This is a genomic window from Rhizobium sp. UFLA01-1127, from assembly GCF_059803845.1.
The window spans coordinates 1-720 of the sequence record NZ_JAUQTZ010000313.1 but is presented as its reverse complement, the minus strand read 5'-3'; the positions used below and the strand labels follow the sequence as shown (position 1 = coordinate 720).

Here is a 720-nt window from a genome sequence, read left to right as displayed (position 1 = left end):
GGTCCAGAGGCGAAAGAGCAATGCGCGCGGCGCGGCAATATCGCGAGACAGCACAATCTCTCGTGGCCGCCTGCTACCACCCTCAGTTGCTGGGGTCATTCTTTCCTCCCTTTTGCAATAGCGCCGCATAGGTCTCCAGGCGATCGAGATTGTCGTTCCAGAACTGACGGTAGCTCTCTAGCCAATCATCGACCTGCCGGAGCGGCTTCGGTTCCAGCCGGCAGGGCCGCCATTGTGCTTCCCTCCCCTTCGAGATCAGCCCGGCTTTCTCCAGCACCTTCAGGTGCTTGGAAACGGCTACCAGCGACATATCGAAGGGTTCGGCCAGTTCGGAAACGGATGCCTCGCCGCTCGCCAGCCGGGCGAGGATCGCCCGGCGGGTTGGGTCGGCAAGCGCCGAAAGGGTGATGCTTAACGTGTCCATAGCACTTTATAAACCGATAAGTTAATTAACTTAGTGGTTTAATATAGCGGAAAGCGAACTCTGTCAAGAAGCCGCTGCCGACGCGCAATCTCAGGAAATAACGTTGGAAATTTCGATCAGGTTCTGGTCCGGATCACGGAAATAGACCGAGAGAATGGGGCCGGTCGCGCCCGTGCGGGGAACAGGACCTTCTTCGATCGCGACGCCTTCGGCTTGCAAGTGAGCGATGACATCGTCCAGAGGCGTTGTGCTGATGAAGCAAAGGTCGGCTGAGCCCGGCGTCGGCCGTTCAGCCT

2 protein-coding genes are annotated in these 720 nt (G+C 58.3%); both read right to left on the bottom strand.

Going from position 1 to position 720, the window contains the following annotated elements:
• Positions 1 to 82 precede the first annotated feature (82 nt).
• Positions 83 to 424, bottom strand: coding sequence for a metalloregulator ArsR/SmtB family transcription factor (locus Q4Q11_RS31965; RefSeq protein ID WP_112508426.1), 342 nt, complete (start codon positions 422 to 424; stop codon positions 83 to 85).
• Positions 425 to 514: 90 nt separating this feature from the next.
• Positions 515 to 720, bottom strand: a 206-nt coding sequence (locus tag Q4Q11_RS31960; protein ID WP_498571998.1) for a VOC family protein, incomplete at its 5' end; no start/stop codon positions are given.

Bases quoted from the DNA above. Each gene is read 5' to 3' on its own strand.
- Q4Q11_RS31965 (WP_112508426.1), bottom strand. From the start codon at position 424: ATGGACACGTTAAGCATCACCCTTTCGGCGCTTGCCGACCCAACCCGC.